Source organism: Bacillus sp. SIMBA_005, assembly GCF_046535585.1.
Classification (GTDB): Bacteria; Bacillota; Bacilli; order Bacillales; family Bacillaceae; genus Bacillus; species Bacillus pumilus.
In genome coordinates, this window is the sequence record NZ_JAWRWI010000412.1 from 1 (window position 1) to 271 (window position 271).

At 54.2% G+C, this 271-nt stretch carries 1 protein-coding gene; it reads left to right on the forward strand.

The genetic code is table 11. From position 1 onward, the window contains the following. Positions 1-271: transposase (locus tag SB660_RS20675; RefSeq protein WP_410584222.1), on the forward strand; the 271-nt coding region annotated here is incomplete at both ends.

Genomic DNA, 271 nt, shown 5'->3' on the forward strand with positions numbered 1-271 from the left:
GAGCGCAATATGAAGAGATCAGAAAACTGGGTAAAGGCGATCATCTGGTGAAGCTGAAAACCAGCCCGCAGGCACGAAAAAAGTGGCCGGGACTGGGAAATGAAGTGACTGCCCGCCTGCTGACCGTGACGCGCAAAGGAAAAGTCTGCCATCTGCTGACGTCGATGACGGACGCCATGCGCTTCCCCGGAGGAGAAATGGGGGATCTGTACAGTCATCGCTGGGAAATCGAACTGGGATACAGGGAGATAAAACAGACGATGCAACGGAG